At 35.4% G+C, this 17,863-nt stretch carries 18 protein-coding genes; 2 read left to right on the top strand and 16 right to left on the bottom strand.

Translation table 11 applies throughout. From position 1 onward, the window contains the following. Positions 1–4 precede the first annotated feature (4 nt). The 16 genes from holA to LAB100_RS00410 all read right to left on the bottom strand — a co-directional run bounded on the left by holA (position 5) and on the right by LAB100_RS00410 (position 16,706). The gene (holA, locus tag LAB100_RS00485) at positions 5–1,027 is read right to left on the bottom strand and encodes a DNA polymerase III subunit delta (RefSeq protein WP_246001182.1); all 1,023 of its coding nucleotides are present in this window, start codon (positions 1,025–1,027) and stop codon (positions 5–7) included. Further along, a complete protein-coding gene (locus tag LAB100_RS00480; protein ID WP_119326895.1) occupies positions 993–3,242 on the bottom strand; it encodes a DNA internalization-related competence protein ComEC/Rec2 in 2,250 nt (749 codons plus the stop codon). The genes holA and LAB100_RS00480 overlap by 35 nt, the downstream gene beginning before the upstream one ends. A gap of 3 nt (positions 3,243–3,245) precedes the next feature. Then, a complete protein-coding gene (locus tag LAB100_RS00475; protein ID WP_119326896.1) occupies positions 3,246–3,854 on the bottom strand; it encodes a helix-hairpin-helix domain-containing protein in 609 nt (202 codons plus the stop codon). Positions 3,855–3,893: 39 nt separating this feature from the next. Beyond that, complete coding sequence (locus tag LAB100_RS00470) at positions 3,894–4,949, bottom strand: SepM family pheromone-processing serine protease (protein WP_119326897.1); 1,056 nt, start codon at positions 4,947–4,949, stop codon at positions 3,894–3,896. 6 nt (positions 4,950–4,955) lie between these two features. After that, on the bottom strand, positions 4,956–5,447 hold the full coding sequence (gene coaD / locus LAB100_RS00465; RefSeq protein WP_119326898.1) for a pantetheine-phosphate adenylyltransferase: 492 nt from the start codon (positions 5,445–5,447) through the stop codon (positions 4,956–4,958). A 1-nt stretch (position 5,448) separates the two neighbouring features. Then, complete coding sequence (gene rsmD, locus LAB100_RS00460) at positions 5,449–6,000, bottom strand: 16S rRNA (guanine(966)-N(2))-methyltransferase RsmD (protein ID WP_119326899.1); 552 nt, start codon at positions 5,998–6,000, stop codon at positions 5,449–5,451. Continuing rightward, positions 5,997–6,260, bottom strand: coding sequence for a YlbG family protein (locus LAB100_RS00455; RefSeq protein WP_119326900.1), 264 nt, complete (start codon positions 6,258–6,260; stop codon positions 5,997–5,999). The genes rsmD and LAB100_RS00455 overlap by 4 nt, the downstream gene beginning before the upstream one ends. A gap of 4 nt (positions 6,261–6,264) precedes the next feature. After that, complete coding sequence (locus LAB100_RS00450; protein ID WP_119326901.1) at positions 6,265–7,443, bottom strand: FtsW/RodA/SpoVE family cell cycle protein; 1,179 nt, start codon at positions 7,441–7,443, stop codon at positions 6,265–6,267. Positions 7,444–7,633: 190 nt separating this feature from the next. After that, positions 7,634–9,493, bottom strand: a complete 1,860-nt coding sequence (gene typA / locus LAB100_RS00445; protein WP_119326902.1) for a translational GTPase TypA — start codon at positions 9,491–9,493, stop codon at positions 7,634–7,636. A gap of 56 nt (positions 9,494–9,549) precedes the next feature. Then, a complete protein-coding gene (locus LAB100_RS00440; protein ID WP_119326903.1) occupies positions 9,550–10,329 on the bottom strand; it encodes an inositol monophosphatase family protein in 780 nt (259 codons plus the stop codon). Continuing rightward, entirely contained in the window at positions 10,316–10,606 is a 291-nt protein-coding gene (locus LAB100_RS00435; protein ID WP_119326904.1) for a UPF0223 family protein, read from the bottom strand. Before LAB100_RS00435 ends, LAB100_RS00440 begins: the two co-directional genes overlap by 14 nt. Before the next feature lie 124 nt (positions 10,607–10,730). Further along, positions 10,731–12,158: a dihydrolipoyl dehydrogenase gene (gene lpdA / locus LAB100_RS00430; protein ID WP_119326905.1), complete on the bottom strand. Its 1,428-nt coding sequence runs from the start codon at positions 12,156–12,158 to the stop codon at positions 10,731–10,733. 6 nt (positions 12,159–12,164) lie between these two features. Next, positions 12,165–13,451 (bottom strand): 2-oxo acid dehydrogenase subunit E2, encoded by a 1,287-nt coding sequence (locus LAB100_RS00425; RefSeq protein ID WP_119326906.1) that lies wholly within the window; start codon positions 13,449–13,451, stop codon positions 12,165–12,167. A gap of 25 nt (positions 13,452–13,476) precedes the next feature. Then, positions 13,477–14,454, bottom strand: coding sequence for an alpha-ketoacid dehydrogenase subunit beta (locus LAB100_RS00420; protein WP_119326907.1), 978 nt, complete (start codon positions 14,452–14,454; stop codon positions 13,477–13,479). A 2-nt stretch (positions 14,455–14,456) separates the two neighbouring features. Continuing rightward, positions 14,457–15,560: a thiamine pyrophosphate-dependent dehydrogenase E1 component subunit alpha gene (locus LAB100_RS00415; RefSeq protein ID WP_119326991.1), complete on the bottom strand. Its 1,104-nt coding sequence runs from the start codon at positions 15,558–15,560 to the stop codon at positions 14,457–14,459. A gap of 147 nt (positions 15,561–15,707) precedes the next feature. After that, positions 15,708–16,706, bottom strand: a complete 999-nt coding sequence (locus LAB100_RS00410; protein WP_119326908.1) for a D-2-hydroxyacid dehydrogenase — start codon at positions 16,704–16,706, stop codon at positions 15,708–15,710. Between the two features lie 245 nt (positions 16,707–16,951). Between LAB100_RS00410 and def the strand changes: the two genes are divergently transcribed. Beyond that, on the top strand, positions 16,952–17,512 hold the full coding sequence (gene def / locus LAB100_RS00405) for a peptide deformylase (RefSeq protein WP_119326909.1): 561 nt from the start codon (positions 16,952–16,954) through the stop codon (positions 17,510–17,512). 136 nt (positions 17,513–17,648) lie between these two features. Continuing rightward, positions 17,649–17,861, top strand: coding sequence for a DNA-directed RNA polymerase subunit epsilon (locus LAB100_RS00400; RefSeq protein WP_119326910.1), 213 nt, complete (start codon positions 17,649–17,651; stop codon positions 17,859–17,861). Positions 17,862–17,863 lie beyond the last annotated feature (2 nt).

Below are 17,863 nucleotides of genomic sequence, written 5' to 3'. Positions count from 1 at the left end.
TTTTTTATGCAAACTTAGCTATAAATAAATCAAAAAGTAATTCCTTATCACCTTGGCCAGACTTAATCTGATAGTCAAGATTAACTATATCATCATACATTATTTGTAACCTTTTACGATTCAAAGTTCTGGCTTGTCGATATGAATATTTCACTCGATATGGATTCAATCGTAAATTCTTAGCAATTGTTCCTTCAGTTAATCCCTTTTCCGATAATATCTTAACTTGAATCAATAATCTTAATTGAGAAATAATAATCGCTACCAATAAAATTGGATCAATCTTTTGTAATAAGAACTGATTATACAATTCTTCAGCTTTATAAATGTTCTTATTCAGAATTTCCGTCATCAAATCAAAGACATTATCTTCCAATGATTGTGGAACCAAGGCTGATACTGCTGCTTGATCGATCTTTTTGGTCTGTAAAGCATACATTTTTAATTTATTCAATTGATTTGTAATCAACGAGTAATTGCCCTTAGTCTTATTAACTAACAGATCCAACGCTGCTGGTTCAATCTCAAAACCAGCAACTTTTAGATCATTATTTATCGTTCTGATTAAGATTGGCCCTTCCATCTGTCCCGCATTAACTGTAATTGCCGATTTTTTCAACTGCTTAACGATTTTTTTTCGAGCATCTAACTTATCATATAATGCAAAAATCACCATAATCGTCGAGGGTGTTGGATTTTGAATATACTTTAAAAGTAAATCAACATTTTGTTCTACAACATTTTTAACACGTTCCCCTGTTAGAAAGTATGGATGAGCGACAAAGACCAATCGTCTTTCACCAAAAAAAGGTGCCGAAATCGATTCGTTGATCACATCTGCTAATGGAGTCTCCTCTAAATCGAAGTTAGAAAAATTCATATCCCGTTCTTCTGGAGACATAATATCTTTAAAGGCTGCTTGGATATCTTTAATAAATACCTGTTCTTTACCTGTAATTAAATAAACATTATCTAAATTGCCTTTTTTTAAATTATTTTTTAGTTCCGTTATTTTCAACCAAGTCACCCTTTAAAAAAGTTGTTATTTTTTCATCATCATTAAAGAAATAATAATACCAAGATATCATACCATATTCAGCCGTATTTAAATATTTGACACGATGGTCATTTAAACGTTTCAACGTTTCTTTATTAGGATGTCCATATCTATTATTCACTCCCGCCGAAATGAATCCAATTTTAGGCTTAGAAACATCCAACAATTGATCACTTGTAGCAGTTTTCGAACCATGGTGTCCTACCTTTAAGTAATCTATTCTAAACCGATAATTTTCCAAAATCTTTTTCTCGCTATCTTGATCTAAATCACCAGTAAAAAGCCAACGTTTATTTTTAATTTTTGCCAATAAAGTCAATGAATCACCATTCTCACCAATACCTTTAGTTTTAGGCCAAAGAACCTGCCAATTTATAGTTCCAGTTGTAAAGGCATCTCCTTGTCGCAAATTCTTAAATTTAACTTGGGAATGTTTTATCATTGCTTGCTTTAACCGCGGATTTTCTTCTAAACCAAGACCTATGTTTACTTCTTTAACTTTAAATTTAGTCAAAATAGTTTCCAAATTTCCTACATGGTCCACATCTTTATGAGTTAGAAATAATTTATCCACATACGAAATACCTCGGGACTTTAACAGGGGAATCGTACTATTGTCGACTTGATTATTGGATTCATGCTTAGCCCACTGTGGTTTAGGAAATTTTAATTTTCCGGCAACATCAATTAAAAAAACCTCTCTCGCTAGAGGAGTTGTAATCAAAATACTATCTCCTTGCCCTACATCAATTAAAGTTACTGTTCCAAAAAGAGGAAATTTATTCAATAGGATACAGCTAATCAAAATAATCATATATTGCCATAAGTATTTATTCCAAAACGTCCTAGTTTCCACATAAAATAATACTTCAACGATTAAAATCACGACAATAAAAATGGGAATACTCCCGGTTACAAAAATCAAATTTTGGTTAGTTGCAATTTTGTCCAAAAATTGATAGAACTTCTCAAAAAATAAATTAATGGTTAGCCAAAATGACCAATTAACACTCAATGCTGACAAGATTGTTATGGGAAGAATCAAAAAAGTAAATATCGGTACAAAGATTAAATTTATTGCCAATGTCAGCCAATTAAACTGAAAAGTATAAAACAGGATTAATGGTAAACTAACCAACAACATTTTAAAGGTTGCTAAATACGTATTAGTTTTTTGGTAAAGATATAAAATTGCAAATGAGAGCAAAAAACTTAATTGTCCACCCATCTCTAATACTCCATACGGATAAATCAATAAACAAATCAACATCGTTAAACTAAATAAATCTAACCGACTAATAGATAATTCAAATTTTCTACAAATAATACCTACTACGGCTAATACAATTGCCCTCCAGATTCCACTTTTAGAACCAACTAGTAACCCATAGCAAGGTAAAAGAAACAATAAAATTGTATCGATCAACTCAACTGGAATCCTCAATAATGAAGTTAATTTACGTAAAAGTGTCAATAAAATCAAAACATGCAATCCCGACAAACTGAAAAGATGAATCACTCCCAAGACACTTAAAATATTCAAAAAGCTTTTTTCTGAATTTGCAGTATATCCAACCAGTAAACTTTGAGCATGTATTTTTAACCATTTAGGTAATGTAGATAAGTAGCTAATTAAATGTATTCGTAAAACTTTTATTTTTTCAAATATATTCTTCGGTTGGTAGCTCTGCAAAGGACCTATTTGAGATAAATATAGTGATGAATGAATTCCTTTATGCTCTAAATATTTGCGATAATCAAATTCTCCCTGATTTCTGGGTCCCTTTATCGGTTCCATCTTATCTACTTTTATTTCTCCCTGAGCTAATGACGACATTTTTTGCCATTTTTCTTGCTCTGAGTGCGTTTTTATTTGATAAATAAATCGAAAATGTTGTCCCGACGATTGTAATTCTCCACTCAAAACATCCCCATTAACAGCAATTTCATCGGCTGCAAAAGTAGCCGTCCTTAATTCTGGCAAAGATATATTTTGGTTCATCATCTGAAAACGAACGAAGAAAATCCCTAAAATCATTAATATAACTAAATCCAGATTCTTATTTTTTAAAACTAAGATTCTTATAATTAATGGAACGAAAAGTATCAAAAATAATCTTGATTCAAAATAAGTTCCAATTAAAATTGCCACTGTCAGAGTAGGAAAAATCCAATAATCTTTCATAAATCAAACCGTTAATTGATCTTTTAGTGATTCTAAACTTTTTTCACCGATACCCGAGACTTTTGTTAAATCATGTAATTCCTGAAAATTTCCATTTTTCTCACGAAAAGCAATTATTTTTTCAGCTTTTTTAGGACCAATCCCTGATACATCTTTAAAATCATCTGCTGTTGCTGTATTAATATTAACTACTTTTTTAGATTCACTCTTATTATCACCATTAGCATTTCCACCTTGTTTCTCTCCAATTGCAGGAACATAGATCTGCATCTGATCATTTATCTTCTTAGCTTGATTAATTTGTTTAACATCTGCATTACTCTGCAATCCACCTGCCATCTGTAGAGCAGCTTGAACAATACTACCATTTTTCAAATGATAAACTCCTGGATTTTTTACCGCTCCTTGAATATCAATGACTAATGATTTATCAGTTTCTACCTTATTCGTTTTTTTATTAGGAGTTTTTTTGACAGTCGTTATTAATTCGTTTTGTACTGGAGTTGGTTTTGAGTGATGAGTCAACAAATATCCACCACCGAGAAAACCACTCAAAACAAGAACCACCAAAACAATTTTATTACGTTTAACATATGAATAAATTTCTTCCATTATTATCACCTCTAAAAAAACTACGAAAAAAAACAGCCCTTATTTGGACTGTTTTGTTTTTTCAAGATAATTAATTGCATCGTTAAGATTTTTAACTGGAACAATCTTCATCTTAGTATGAATCTTTTTAGCTGCGCGTAAGGCTAAATGATAGTTATTAACATAGCCTGGTTCATATTTCTTTATTTCCTTAGTTACAGGATCATCAGGTGCAAAGAAAATAGTTGCTCCTTCTTCTGAAGCTGCATAGACTTTCTTTTCAATCCCGCCAATAGGGCCTACAGTTCCATCTGGAGCAATAGTCCCTGTCCCGGCAATAGTCCGACCAGCTTTGAGATCCTTGTTAGCAATCTGAGAATAAACTTGTAAGGTAAACATCAAACCAGCTGAAGGACCACCAATGCTTCCTGCGTTGATTTTAGTAGGTGGATTCCCCTTAGCCTCTGTATTATCAGTCAATGTGATACCCAAACCAAATCTCTTTGTATCAGCTAGCTTAACCAACTTACCACTGGCAGACTTCTTCTTACCGTCACGTAAGAAACTGATTTTCACTGTCGAATGTTTATCTTGTTTTTTAACATACTTGATAAATTGATCGGCATTATTAAAGTGATATCCATTAATAGATGTAATCGTATCGCCAATCGCTAATTTCTTCTTAAAATCAGAATTGTTCATTACATCCATCACATAAACGCCTAAATATTTCTTAGTAAATGGTTTATCAGCTTTCGAATAGGCCGCCTGGATAGCATTATTTTGGGCTGATTGCATGTAATACTGTTGAACTTTAAAGTAATCCTGAGTATTTTCATCACCCATAAGTTCTTGTTGCGAATATATAGTTTCAAAATTATTTCCTAATGATTTTAGTAATGTAAACGGCGTTCCACTAACAATACCAACAGTAGTCAAAAGTAAATTTCCTTTTTTCTTATCCTGCTTACCATTCACTTTTACAAATTGCGAGGTATCCTCAGCAGTTCCAGGAACTTCCAAATAGTAACCTGTTGGTGCAAAGAAAAATGCCACTACAATTAGGAATATAAATATGGCACCTAAAACTTTGTTTCTAGTTTTATTAAATTTCAAAATAAACTATTCCTTCCTCAACTTCTTTATCAATGCTTGAGCTACAGCTGGAGGAACGAATTCAGAAATATCTCCACCAAATTTTGCTACCTCTTTCATCATTGATGATGATATCGTAGCATACTTGTCGTTTGCTAGTAGAAAAACTGTTTCAATATTTTTATCCAAAACTTTATTGATTGAAGCAACACCTGATTCATAGCCAAAATCATCCGGATTACGCATTGAACGGACCAAAAAACCTGCATTCAATTGCTGAGCTAATTGCGTTGACAACTTTCCTTGACTATCAATAACTTCAACATTCGTCAAATCAGTAATTTCGGCCTCAATAAAATTCTTTTTTTCTTGATAGGTAAACATATAATTTTTGGAAGTATTCGTCATTGGGGCAACATATAACTTATCAAACAGTTTGGACGCACGGCGAACAATATTTAAATGACCATTAGTAATTGGATCAAAACTTCCAGCATAAAGCCCAATTTTTTCAGACATTTTAACCTCCAAATTGATATAACGCTACACGAGTATCCTTATAACTTTTTTCTTTAATTAGATCAATCCGTTCAAAATCACTCAAATCAACGGCATAGTCTGTTTCATCAACGATAATAGCACCTGAACTTAAAAGATCTTGTTCAACTAAATCCTTAATGATCTGTTCAGTAATCTTCATTCGATAAGGTGGATCTAAAAAGACCAAATCAAATTTAATACCATCTTCCGCAAACTTCTTCAAAGCTTCAGTAGCAGCTGATTTTATAACAACAAAACTATCCTCTTCACGAGTCTTTTCAATATTCTCTTTAATTGTGTTAATTGCCTTATAAGCCTTATCAACTAAATAGACCTTTTCATAACCTCTGGATACAGCTTCAATTCCTAAACTACCTGTTCCCGCAAAAAGGTCCAGAGCAACACCATCAACCATGTAGGGCGATAACATACTGAAGACAGCCTCTTTAACTTTTGATGATGTTGGACGCGTATTATTGGTTGGTACAGCTTTAAGATTCAATCCTCGAAATTTTCCTGAAACAACTTTCATTCTTTATCCTCGTTACTATCATTTTTTAAAACAAAATGTTCATCTAATTCTTTACGGTGTGCTAAAGCCACTCGTTTAACATAATTTTTAGCTATTAATTCCTTTTTAACTTCAGATACTTTATTGGAATTAACATATAACATTACATACTTCATTTTTGGAGAAGTGTAATAAATTGTGCCATAACGCTGCAATTTTTTTCTCCATTTTAATGAGTAGACCCAGACGTACAGCGCCTGACGTTCCACTTTCTTATACATAAAATCATCCTTTTTTAACTTTCTCAAATCTGGCAGTGGCTTCAAGATTCAATACGATTCCTAATGCAAACGATAATACTAACAAACTGGAACCACCATAACTGATAAATGGTAATGTAACACCCGTCAATGGAATCAAACCTAATAAACCACCAACATTTAATATAATTTGCGCCAAGATCATTGTTGCTACTCCATAATAAACTAAAGAATTATAGGTTTTTTTAGAACGAAATCCTAATGAAATCATCCTTAAAATCATTATCATCAACAATCCTAATACAAGCAAAACTCCCATAAAACCTAATTCTTCACTGATAATAGACATGATAAAGTCAGTATGTGGTTCTGGTAGATATCCTCTTTTTTGAATACTATTACCAAGACCAACTCCAAAAACACCACCATTACTAATCGCATAAAAGGAATTAACTAACTGTGCCCCAGCCTTTTGCTCCAATTGAAAAGGATGTTGCATTGCTAGAAATCGTTGATAAGCATAGTTACTCTTAACAAAAGCCGGTGGAAATTTAGTAATCACTACAATCATACTTGTAAAAATAACTAATAACGCACCACTTAATTCCGCAATCAAACGTCCAGGAATCGTTGAGGAAGAAACTAATACCAACGTAATCAACGACAGAATCAAAGCACCACCAATATCAGGTTGAAAGAAAACCATGATAATAATTGATCCAACTACTACCAAGGGTTGAAATACTTCATGAAACACTTCTTTCCAACCTTGTTTCTTAAGCAAACGATTCTGTTTATTGGTTAGCACTAAAGCTAAAAACATAATCAAAAATATTTTAGCCAATTCCAAAGGTTGAAAATTTATTATGCCCAAATTGATCCAAGCTGAAGCACCATTAACACGACTACTTGGCACTAAATAAGCTCTAGCCAACAAGTAAAACAGCGATACTAACGTAATAATCATTACTAAACTTAATATTCGTTGATTTTTTAATATTCTCTCTTTTAACATGAACGTGATATAGCAAATAAAAATTCCGGCTACGGCATAAGTAGCTTGTTTGATCAAATATTGATCTGTTTTGCCACCTGCTATCAAAACGTTATAAAAACTGGCGGAGTACACCATAACGATTCCAATGCCCAATAACAGAATATACGGAATTACGATCCATAAATCTATCTTTTTTAATTTTTTCACATTTGAACTCCTAAAATCTGATATTAAGATTATACCACCAAACAAATAGAGAAAAAAACTTCGGTTGGTATAAAGTTTGGAATGATTCCTTTCTGAGAGGTATTTAACTGTTCCGTCTCCCACGACAAAGAATTATTTTTATATAAAAAAAGGTTAAGGACAAATGCCCCTAACCTCTTATTAAATATCATTATTTAGTATTTTTCTTTTGCTTATCAAACTTCTTACGTTCGTTTGTGTTCAAGATCTTCTTACGTAATCTAACACTCTTAGGTGTTACTTCACAAAGTTCGTCTTCGTTTAAGAATTCGATTGATTGTTCAAGTGACATAGCCTTAGGTGTCTTGATTGCAGCAGCATGATCCTTACCAGAAGCACGAGTATTTGTAAGATTCTTACCCTTTGTAACAGTAACAGCGATATCTTGATCACGACTACTTTCACCAACAACCATACCTTCGTAAACATCAACACCGGCACCGATGAATAATGTACCACGATCTTCGACTGATTGTAGTGAATATGTAGTTGATGGACCTTGGTTAATTGAAACCAAAGCACCAGTTCTTCTACCTGGGTTCCAGTTTTTAACAACTGGCTTGTATTCTGAGAATGTGTGGTTCAAGATACCGTAACCACCAGTCATTGACAAGAATTCTGTTGAGTAACCAATCAAACCACGTGAAGGTGCTGAGAAAATAAGTCTTGTTTGACCATTTCCAGTACTTTCCATGTTTTCCATATCACCTTTACGTTGTGACATTGAATCAATAACTGAACCAACGTATTCGTCAGGTGTATCGATAGTTACCTCTTCAAAAGGTTCACATTTTTGGTTATCAACTGTCTTGTAGATAACTTCTGGACGTGATAGTTGTAATTCGAAACCTTCACGACGCATTTCTTCAACAAGAATTGACAAGTGAAGTTCACCACGACCTGAAACTAGCCATGAACCAGCTTGGTCAGTATTTTCAACTTTAAGTGAAACATCAGTATGTAATTGTCTTCTTAAACGATCTTCGATCTTTCTAGCAGTAACTTCTGTACCTTCACGACCAGCGAAAGGTGAGTTGTTTTGTAAGAAAGTCATTTGAAGTGTTGGTTCATCAATACGTAGCAATGGAAGTGCTTCTTGGTGGTCAACTGGTGTAACAGTTTCACCAACATAGATATCTTCCATACCAGAAACAGCAATTAAATCTCCGGCTTTAGCTTCGTTGATTTCAACACGGTTCAAACCTAAGAAACCAAATAGTTTTGTAACACGGAAGTTCTTTGTAGAACCATCAAGCTTCATAACAGTAACACTGTCACCAACTTTGATCTTTCCACGGAAGACACGTCCGATACCAATACGACCAACGTAATCGTTGTAATCTAGTAAGGCAACTTGGAATTGTAGAGGTTCATCTGAGTTGTCAATTGGTGCAGGAATTGTCTTAAGAATTGTGTCAAAAACAGGGTTCATTGTGTGTTCTTGATCAGCAGGATCAGCTGAATAACTTGATGTTCCGTTGATAGCTGAAGCATAAACAACTGGGAAATCAAGTTGTGAATCATCAGCACCTAATTCGATGAATAGTTCAAGTACTTCGTCAACAACTTCAGCAGGACGAGCACCTGGTCTATCAATTTTGTTAATAACAACAATAGGTGTTAGATGTTGTTCCAAAGCCTTCTTCAACACGAAACGTGTTTGTGGCATTGTACCTTCATAAGCATCAACAACCAAAAGTACACCATCAACCATCTTCATGATACGTTCAACTTCACCACCGAAGTCCGCGTGTCCTGGTGTATCCAAAATATTGATTTTCTTGCCATCGTAATCAACAGCAGTATTCTTAGAAAGGATTGTGATACCACGTTCTCTTTCAATAGCGTTGGAATCAAGGGCACGATCTTGAATCTCAGAATGTGAGTCCAATGTGTCTGATTGTTTTAGCATTTCGTTAACTAATGTAGTTTTACCGTGGTCAACGTGAGCGATGATCGCAATGTTTCTAATATCTTCTCTTCTCTTAGTCAAATTAGTTCTTCCTTCCATAAATACGTGTTTAGATTACTTGCAATAAAAAAACTGTGAATGACTGTCACAGTTCACTAACGCGTTTTAAGTGTCTTTAGCGCTTCAGAAACAACTTTCTGAGTACCAACTATTACGACTTGTGATTCTAACATATTTATTGGGGAATCGTCAATACTTACAACACTCATCCCCGCTGCTTCACACATAACGCGTCCAGCGGCTAAATCCCAAGGAGCTAAGTATGACATATACATGACTTCTTTGCCAGTCAGAAGATGACCGAAAATAATTCCAGCACTTCCGTACACCCTAAAGCCACTGCTCTTTTTGATAACATCTTGCACGGCAAATTTATTTGCCAAAGCCATCGGAGCAGATACATCTACTAGCCCTTCTACCAAGGGCAAATTTTTGGGTTCATCGATTTTTTGATCATCAATGAATAAACCAATTTCTTTGCCACCATGGTAAATTTCATTATCCATGACATCTATAATAGCACCAATTAGGGGGTGACCGTCAATGTAAACGCCAATCATTGATGCAAAATCATCCCCACGTTTAACAAAATTCATTGTTCCATCAATAGGATCGACAAAGAAAACCAGCCCAGACATATCTTTAACCATGTCTCCATAGCCCTCTTCACTAACTATTGTGGCATCAGGATATGCCTTTTTTATTTCATTATTTACAAACTTCTCGGTTTTTTTATCAAAATTTGTTACTAAATCATTACGATTTTTTTTAGTATCGACAGACATCTTTTTTATCGAGTCTTCACGTAATCGTTTACCTACCTCAGTTAAGAGTCCTACCAAAAAATTATCAATTTCCTTACTATCTACTTTCATTTCGAACCCTGACTTTCTCACTTGCCTTAGCCTGTTGACATCTCTTAAAGACTTGATAAATCGAGTAACCAGATTGCAATTCAAATTCTTTATCCAGTCGCTTTTGTTCCATCTTCATCGGAACAACCTGTTGAAATGAGCGATATTTTTGCAAAAACTCATCTCTCTTGACACCTGACTCATAAGCCTTCTCAACGGCATTATATAAGGCAATAACAGTCACGATATCACTTTGTGTCCACGTTTCATCAAGAGGATAACTGTAATTATCTTGCATAGAATAACTCCCTTCATATTTACTCTACTATACAAAAAAAGCGATGTAATTGCATCGCTTTTTTGTTTAAATCATTATTTAGTCTACGAAACGAATTTATTTCGGTTGCTAAATACTTCTTTAATTAAATATGCGTTGGGTAGCCAATTAAAATATCAGCAGCTTCTTGAATTGGTTCACCTAAAGTTGGATGTGGGTGAATAGTTAAAGCAATATCTTCAGCATTTAATTGACAATTTACAGCAACACTCAATTCTGAAATAAGATCAGAAGCACCTGGTCCGACGATTTGACCACCTAATAAAGTACCTGTGTCTTTTTCAGCAATCAATTTAACGAATCCTTCAGCAGCATCCAATGATACCGCACGAGCATTACCAGCAAATGGGAACTTAGCTACTTTGACATCGATGTTCTTATCTTTAGCATCTTGCTCTGTCAAACCGACACTAGCTAGTTCTGGATCTGTAAAGCAGACCGCTGGAACGCCAATATAATCATTAGCAGTATTCTTACCAGAAATTGCTCCGGCAACCGTCTTAGCTTCAAAGAATGCCTTGTGAGCCAAAGCAGGTCCAGGAGTGATATCACCAATAGCATAAATATGATCAACTGAAGTCTTACCTTGTTCATTAACTTCAACTAGGCCCCGATCAGTCAATTTAACATTAGTCATTTCCAAGCCGAAATTATCAGTGTTAGGACGACGACCAACGGTTACCATACAGTAATCTGCACTAATTGTTGTTGGTTCACCATCTACTTCATAAGTAACATCGACACTATCACCTTTGTTTTCACTCTTCTTAGCCATGGCATTAGTAATAATCGTTACGCCCTTCTTTTCAAGGTTCTTCTTAACGATTGAAACCATATCTTTTTCAAAGTTAGGGATAATACTTGGTGAACCTTCAAGGATAGTTACGTGAGCACCAAGATCAGCATAAGCACCGGCTAATTCTGTTCCAACATATCCACCACCAATGATGATGAATTCCTTAGGAACTTCTTTCAAATTCAAACCACCAGTAGAATCAATTACACGGTCATCAAACTTGAATCCTCTGATTTCAATTGGACGACTACCAGTTGCTAAAATCAAATTCTTAAATTTGATAGTTTGACCGCCACCGTTATCCATGAATTGTCTAGGGCCACTTGGCATGACACGCAATTGTGTATCACTATCCAAATATGCTTCACCATTGATCAATTCAACGTGATGTTTCTTAAGCAACATTTGAACTCCGCCAGTCATTCTAGCAACAACTTTTTCATCTTTCCAAGCTTGTGTCTTGGTAAAGTCAATTGTGGCATCACTTGTTGTAATACCGTAAGTTGAAGAGTCCTTTGCTTGTTGTAATCTGTGTCCAGCTGTAATCAAAGCTTTTGAAGGTACACAACCAACGTTCAAACAAACACCACCAACGGTATCTGATTTTTCAATTACAGTGACATCTTGTCCTAATTCTGAAGCTCTGATTGCGGCAACGTAACCACCAGGGCCTGAACCAATAATAACGGTATCTTTTTCTATTACGTTCTCTGCCATTTTAAACTAGCCCTCCATTAATAACATATCTGGATCATGCAACAATTTTTTCAAGAGGTTCAATGCGTTTTGTGCCAAAGCTCCATCAATCAATCTGTGATCATAGCTTAATGAAAGTTTCAACATATTACCTACTTGAATATTGCCATCTTCATCAACATAAGGTTCTTTAGCAATCTTACCAACACCAAGGATTGCTACTTCCGGATAGTTGATAACTGGTGTAAACCAGCCACCACCGATTGAACCGACATTACTGATAGTGATAGAACCACCAGACATCTTATCCATACTCAACTTGTTGTCATAGGCAGCTTGTGAGTTTTCAGTGATTTCTTTAGCAATTTCGAACATGCCTTTAGCATCAACATTCTTAACATTTGGAACATATAGTCCATGTTCTGTATTTGTAGCAATACCAATATTATAATAATGCTTGTAGACGATTTCTTCTGTTGAATCATCAATCGAAGCATTCAATTCTGGATATGCTTTCAAAACAGCAACTAAAGCCTTTGCGATGTATGGCAAGAATGTCAAATGAATATCCTTGTCAGCAGCAATTGCCTTATACTTTTTACGGTTAGCCATCAAAGCGCTTACTTCGACGTCATCAAAACTCGTTACATGTGGAGCAGTATGCTTACTATTGACCATTGCTTTAGCAATAGCTTTTCTAGTCATAGTCATCTTTTCACGTGTTTCAAGTTCAGGTGTTGCTGACTTATAAGGTGTAATTGGTTGTGCAGGTGCACTTGCAGTTGTTGCTGTGGCTGTATTAACTGCAGGTTGAGCAACTGAAGCTGGATTACCACTCTTGAAGGAGTCAACATCCCCCTTAGTGATTTGTCCGTGTTTACCACTTGGAGTTACTGAGGCCAAATCAACACCTTGATCACGAGCATATTGACGAACTGATGGCATTGCCAAGTAATGTGTATTGGCTGAACCAGTTGCTGGACCAGCAGTTGCAGGAGTTGATGTTGTTTCTTCTTTTGGTGCAGCTTTTTCTTCTGGTTTAGCAGCAGGTGCTTCGTCATCACCAGTATCAGCAGAACCGTCATCAATAACGATTAAAGTATCTCCTACCTCAACGGTATCTCCTTCGTTAGCGACGATTTGTTTAACAGTACCTGAAACAGGTGAAGGTAATTCTTCAACAGATTTATCGTTTTGAATTTCTACCAAAGAGTCGTCCTCTTTGACAGTGTCCCCTTCTTTTACAAGCCAGCTGGCAATCTCACCCTCGGCCATACCTTCGCCAAGTTCTGGTAATTTAAATTTATATGCCATGGTTGTTTTCCCTTCCTTCGATTAATTAGTAGTTGAGTATCTCATTTACTTTTTCTTCAATTTCTTTAGCACGTGGAATCCAGATGTCTTCACCAAGAGCAAATGGATAAACACTATTTGGAGCAGCAACTCTACCAACTGGTGCATCGAGAGAAAGGACGGCACCTTCGGCAATGGCAGAAGCAACTTGTGCGCCAACGCCGGCCATCTTTTGTGCTTCTTGAACAATTACTACTTTATGAGTCTTTTGAATTGATTTAAAAATTGTTTCTGTATCAATTGGTGAAACAGTTCTTAGGTCAATAACTTCAACTGAAATATTCTTTTCAGCTAAAGAATCAGCAACTTTAAGTGCTTCATTCACTTCGGCTCCATAGGCAACAACAGTAATATCATTACCTTCACGAACGACATTTGCTTTGTCTAGTGGAACAGTATATTTGCCATCAGGAATATCGTCTTTCATTGAACGATATAACTTCAAGTTTTCCATAAATAACACTGGATCATTGTTTTCTACAGAAGAAATCAACAAACCTTTGGCATCATATGGATTACTTGGCATAACAACACGTAGACCAGGAATTCCTGTAAAGAAGTTTTCCAAATTATCAGCGTGCATTTCAGCAGTATGTGTACCACCACCATAAGGTGTACGAATAGTTACTGGGGCTGTTCTTAGACCATCGAATCTAAAACGCATACGAGCAAGTTGACCAGCAATTTGATCGACAGCTTCAAATGAAAATCCCATAAATTGAATTTCTGGGATAGGACGCCAACCAGTCAAACCAAGACCAGTAGCTAATCCCATAATCCCTGATTCAGCCAATGGAGTATCGAAGACACGGTCTTCACCATATTTATCTTGAAGTCCTTGAGTAGTTCTGAAAACACCACCATTTTTACCAACATCTTCACCGAAGATCAATGTTTTTGGATCGTCTTCAAGAACAATGTCTAAGGCATCTGTAATTGCTTGAATGTAAGTTTTCTTAGCCATTTTTACTTCGACTCCTTTGCTTCAAATTTATCAATTTCTTGTTTCATTTCTGGAGTTGGGATTTCGAAAGTACGTTTCAACATATCAGAAACCTTATCAGCAGGAACAGAATCTGCTTCTTTGATAGATTCCTTAAATGATGCTTTGTATTCGTCAACCAACTTGTCTTCTTGTTCTTCTGACCAAAGTCCCTTATCTTCAAGAACTTTTCTCAAACGAATCAATGGGTCCTTATCGAACCAAGGTTGTTCTTGTTCCTTTGTTCTGTAACGCTTAGGATCATCACCCGCACTTGAGTGAGCACCGAAACGATATGTCAAAGTTTCAATCAAGACAGGTCCATTACCAGCTACCATATAATCACGAGCAGCTTTAGCAACTGCATAACAAGCTAAGATATCCATACCATCAACTTGTACACTTGGAATACCAGCAGCAACAGCCTTTTGTGCCAAAGTTGGAGCAGCAGTTTGTTTTGCACGAGGTGTTGAAATAGCAAAACCATTATTTTGAACAATGAAGAGTACTGGTGATTGGAAAGCTCCAGCAAAGTTCATTCCTTCATAACTATCACCTTGAGAAGTACCACCATCACCGGTATATGTGAAGGCAATTGTATCTTCTTCTTTGTTCTTCTTAATACCCAAACCAACACCGGCAGCTTCAACATATGCAGCACCGATAATAATTTGAGGCATCATTGAACGAGCCTTATATTTGTTACCTAAAATGTGTCCTCTTGACCAAAGGTAAGCTTCCGTTACAGTAGCACCATGTTGGATCAATTGTGGAACATCACGATAAGCAGGAAGCAAGTAATCTTGTTTCTTCATTGCTAGAACAGTTCCCATCTCTGATGCTTCTTCACCTTCAGTAGGTGCATAGAATCCCATACGACCTTGACGTGAAAAGTTCATTGTCTGTTCATGAAGAGCACGTTCCCATACCATCTTTTTCATAAATTCTACTAAGTCATCATCTGAAAAAGTATCAAAAATCTCTTGATCAGTTATTTCTGCGTTTTCATTCAATACTTGAATGGGTTTTGAAACATTTGTTAAGTTATTTTTAATTGCCTCAAAATCAACAATTGGTTTATTTGCCATTCTCCACAGTCCTTTCATAAAAAACTCATCCCTTGTGAATCTGTAAGGGTTTTCATATAAATTTAGTCTAACATTGATCCGTCAAAATACAAGTAGTTTAGGCATTCATCGTAAAAAAAAATTTATACAAGTTTGTGAAACTGGTAACTATTTTTCCAAATTTATCTCATTTTCAGAGCTTCCGGTTTGTAGTTCAGCTACCATAGAGTTCAGTGAAACTGTTGCCATATTTTTGACTGCTTTCGTTGTGTAAAAAGCAATATGCGGTGTCAAAATGAATCTTGGACTCTGAATTACCTTGTCCAGCAACTCATCACCTAGATCTTTGCTACTTAAATCACTATTAAAAATACCGACTTCATTTTCATAAACATCTAGAACCGCTCCATAGAGTTTTCCTTCTATTACAGCATCGTATAGATCCTTAGTATTGATCAAATCTCCACGGGCTGTGTTAATAACAATCGCATTATCTTTCATCTCAGAGATTGATTGACGATTGATCACTGTGTGACCTTTTCCCAGACTTGGAATATGTAAACTTACCACGTCAGCTTGACTCAATAGTGTATCCAAACTGTCAACATAAAGACCCTGTTTTTCCAATTCAGGATTGTGAAATTTATCGAAAGCGATTACTTTGGCACCAAATCCCTGGTAAATTTTTATTGCCGCCTGACCGATTCTTCCAGTCCCAGCTATCCCAACTGTTAACTGATTTAACTCGCGACCAATATCTGGTTCCCATCTAAAGTCATAATTATCAACTTTTCTAATCATATGTTTAAGATTTCTTAATAAGGCCATTAATCCAGTTACTGAATATTCAGCAATTGCTTCTGGTGAATAACTTGGTACATTGGTCAAGCGTATTTTATTTTTCTTCAAAGCTTTAAAAGGAACATTATCGACACCAACGTTTCTCAGCGAAATAACGTGAATTCCCAATTCGTTCATTGTGTCAAAAATCTTTTCATCGTATGGAAGTTGTTGATAAGCCACAATCCCATCGTAACCTTTAGCCATTTGAACAGTTTCAGGTGTTAATAAATCGGAAACTATTTTTACTTCGATTTCATTTTCTTTCGACCATTCTTGGATATATTCTTTTTCATCTTCTCTGACACCATAATCAATTAATTTCATCTATTTAAAACCTCCAGTTACAATTAGTTACGTACCTGTGTAATCGGTAACATATACGTTTACCATTTTATCATCTTGGGTCTTAATATCGCAAAGATATTACCTATTATTAGGGACAATAATTGGTAACGCTTACTTAGCGCAATTAAAGAAAAAATTCTGCAATTATTTCTATTTTTTTCGTAAAATAATCTATAATAGATATACTAAGGTATTTTTGTACAATTAAACATTTGGAGGAAACTATGTATTTTATGAAAGATATCGTCCGTGATGGCGATCCCGTTTTAAGAAAAGTTGGAGCAAAGGTTAAATTTCCACTAAGTGATGAAGATAAGGCTTTGGCTGCAAACATGATGGAATATCTTGTTAAAAGTCAAGATGAAGAATACGCTGAAAAACATCAATTAAGAGCTGGTGTTGGTTTAGCCGCACCTCAAGTTGGTGTTTCTGAAATGATGGCATCTGTTTTAGTTCCTAATGAAGATGATCCTGATAAGCCATTACTTAAAATCACTTTGATCAATCCCGTAATTGTTAGGAACTCTGTTCAACGTGCCGCTTTGTCTGAAGGCGAAGGTTGCCTATCAGTTGATAAAGATGTTCCTGGATTCGTACCCCGTGCTGATCGTATTACTATTAAATATGATGACTTTGAAGGTAACTCTCAAACATTACGTGTCAAAGGTTATCCTGCTATCGTTTGCCAACACGAAATTGATCACTTAAATGGTCACTTATACTATGACAAGATCAGTAAGACTGCCCCATTTGATCTTGACCCAAGTACAGTCGTAATTTCTTAATAGCACCGTTAAGTATACTTACCTTTTCAGATATGGTAGAATTGTGCTATCTATTGAATATTGCACAAATGGACTGGAAAAAAAGACGAATGAAACTGACTTGTTTCATTTAATTCGATTAAAGGAGAAATTTATATTGATTTATAAAGTTTTATATCAAACAAGTGAACTAGATAACCCCCGTCGTGAATTTACACATTCACTTTATATGGATGCTGCTTCAAGTATTGAAGTACGCCAAGCAGTTGAAAATAATACTAACTACGAAATTGAATTTATTCAGGAGCTCGACGAAAAACATCTCGAGTACGAACAAAAGAATCCTGAGTTTAAATTAACGGAGTTTTAGTT

It is taken from the genome of Companilactobacillus musae, assembly GCF_003967595.1.
Taxonomy (GTDB): domain Bacteria; phylum Bacillota; class Bacilli; order Lactobacillales; family Lactobacillaceae; genus Companilactobacillus; species Companilactobacillus musae.
The sequence above is the reverse complement of the archived record's forward strand: the minus strand, read 5'-3'. Positions and strand labels throughout refer to the sequence as shown.

Excerpts from the sequence above, each read along its gene's own strand:
- coaD (WP_119326898.1), bottom strand. The coding sequence starts at position 5,447 with ATGTCTGAAAAAATTGGGCTTTATGCTGGAAGTTTTGATCCAATTACT.
- LAB100_RS00410 (WP_119326908.1), bottom strand. The coding sequence starts at position 16,706 with ATGAAATTAATTGATTATGGTGTCAGAGAAGATGAAAAAGAATATATC.
- LAB100_RS00425 (WP_119326906.1), bottom strand. The coding sequence starts at position 13,451 with ATGGCATATAAATTTAAATTACCAGAACTTGGCGAAGGTATGGCCGAG.
- LAB100_RS00475 (WP_119326896.1), bottom strand. The coding sequence starts at position 3,854 with ATGGAAGAAATTTATTCATATGTTAAACGTAATAAAATTGTTTTGGTG.
- LAB100_RS00480 (WP_119326895.1), bottom strand. The coding sequence starts at position 3,242 with ATGAAAGATTATTGGATTTTTCCTACTCTGACAGTGGCAATTTTAATT.
- LAB100_RS00440 (WP_119326903.1), bottom strand. The coding sequence starts at position 10,329 with ATGAAAGTAGATAGTAAGGAAATTGATAATTTTTTGGTAGGACTCTTA.
- LAB100_RS00455 (WP_119326900.1), bottom strand. The coding sequence starts at position 6,260 with ATGTATAAGAAAGTGGAACGTCAGGCGCTGTACGTCTGGGTCTACTCA.
- LAB100_RS00435 (WP_119326904.1), bottom strand. The coding sequence starts at position 10,606 with ATGCAAGATAATTACAGTTATCCTCTTGATGAAACGTGGACACAAAGT.
- lpdA (WP_119326905.1), bottom strand. The coding sequence starts at position 12,158 with ATGGCAGAGAACGTAATAGAAAAAGATACCGTTATTATTGGTTCAGGC.
- def (WP_119326909.1), top strand. The coding sequence starts at position 16,952 with ATGTATTTTATGAAAGATATCGTCCGTGATGGCGATCCCGTTTTAAGA.
- LAB100_RS00415 (WP_119326991.1), bottom strand. The coding sequence starts at position 15,560 with ATGGCAAATAAACCAATTGTTGATTTTGAGGCAATTAAAAATAACTTA.
- rsmD (WP_119326899.1), bottom strand. The coding sequence starts at position 6,000 with ATGAAAGTTGTTTCAGGAAAATTTCGAGGATTGAATCTTAAAGCTGTA.
- LAB100_RS00420 (WP_119326907.1), bottom strand. The coding sequence starts at position 14,454 with ATGGCTAAGAAAACTTACATTCAAGCAATTACAGATGCCTTAGACATT.
- typA (WP_119326902.1), bottom strand. The coding sequence starts at position 9,493 with ATGGAAGGAAGAACTAATTTGACTAAGAGAAGAGAAGATATTAGAAAC.